The sequence below is a fragment of the Bizionia saleffrena genome (assembly GCF_008086175.1).
Taxonomy (GTDB): Bacteria; Bacteroidota; Bacteroidia; order Flavobacteriales; family Flavobacteriaceae; genus Bizionia; species Bizionia saleffrena.
Genome location: NZ_VSKM01000067.1, coordinates 1 through 525, shown reverse-complemented (window position 1 = coordinate 525; position 525 = coordinate 1). Strand labels below are relative to the sequence as shown.

Annotated in this window: 1 protein-coding gene; it reads right to left on the bottom strand. The window is 41.1% G+C overall.

Annotated elements, in window-relative coordinates; translation table 11 throughout:
* Nucleotides 1-525, bottom strand: a 525-nt coding sequence (locus ES676_RS14890; RefSeq protein WP_170234480.1) for a hypothetical protein, incomplete at both ends; no start/stop codon positions are given.

Here is a 525-nt window from a genome sequence, read left to right as displayed (position 1 = left end):
TCCTGTTACCTCCCAAATACACGTATCATTATTAAACGTTGCCGTTTCATAACATTCTGTGATTGGTTCTGCTGCTTGTGTTCCTATTACAACCCATTCGCAAGTACCGTTATTAAACGTCGCTGTTTCCCAACATTCTGTCGTTGGTTCTGATTGTTGTGTTCCTGTTACCTCCCATTCGCAAGTATCGTTATTAAACGTTGCCGTTTCATAACATTCTGTCGTTGGTGCTGCTTCTTGTGTTCCTGTTACCTCCCAAATACACGTATCATTATTAAACGTTGCCGTTTCATAACATTCTGTCGTTGGTGCTGCTTCTTGTGTTCCTGTTACATCCCATATACAAGTAGAGTCATTAAACGTTGCCGTTTCATAACATTCTGTGGTTGGTTCTGATTGTTGTGTTCCTGTTACAACCCAACTACACGTATCATTACTAAACGTCGCTGTTTCCCAACATTCTGTGTTTGGTGCTGCTGCTTGTTCTCCTGTTACAACCCAACTACAAGTAGAGTCATTAAACGT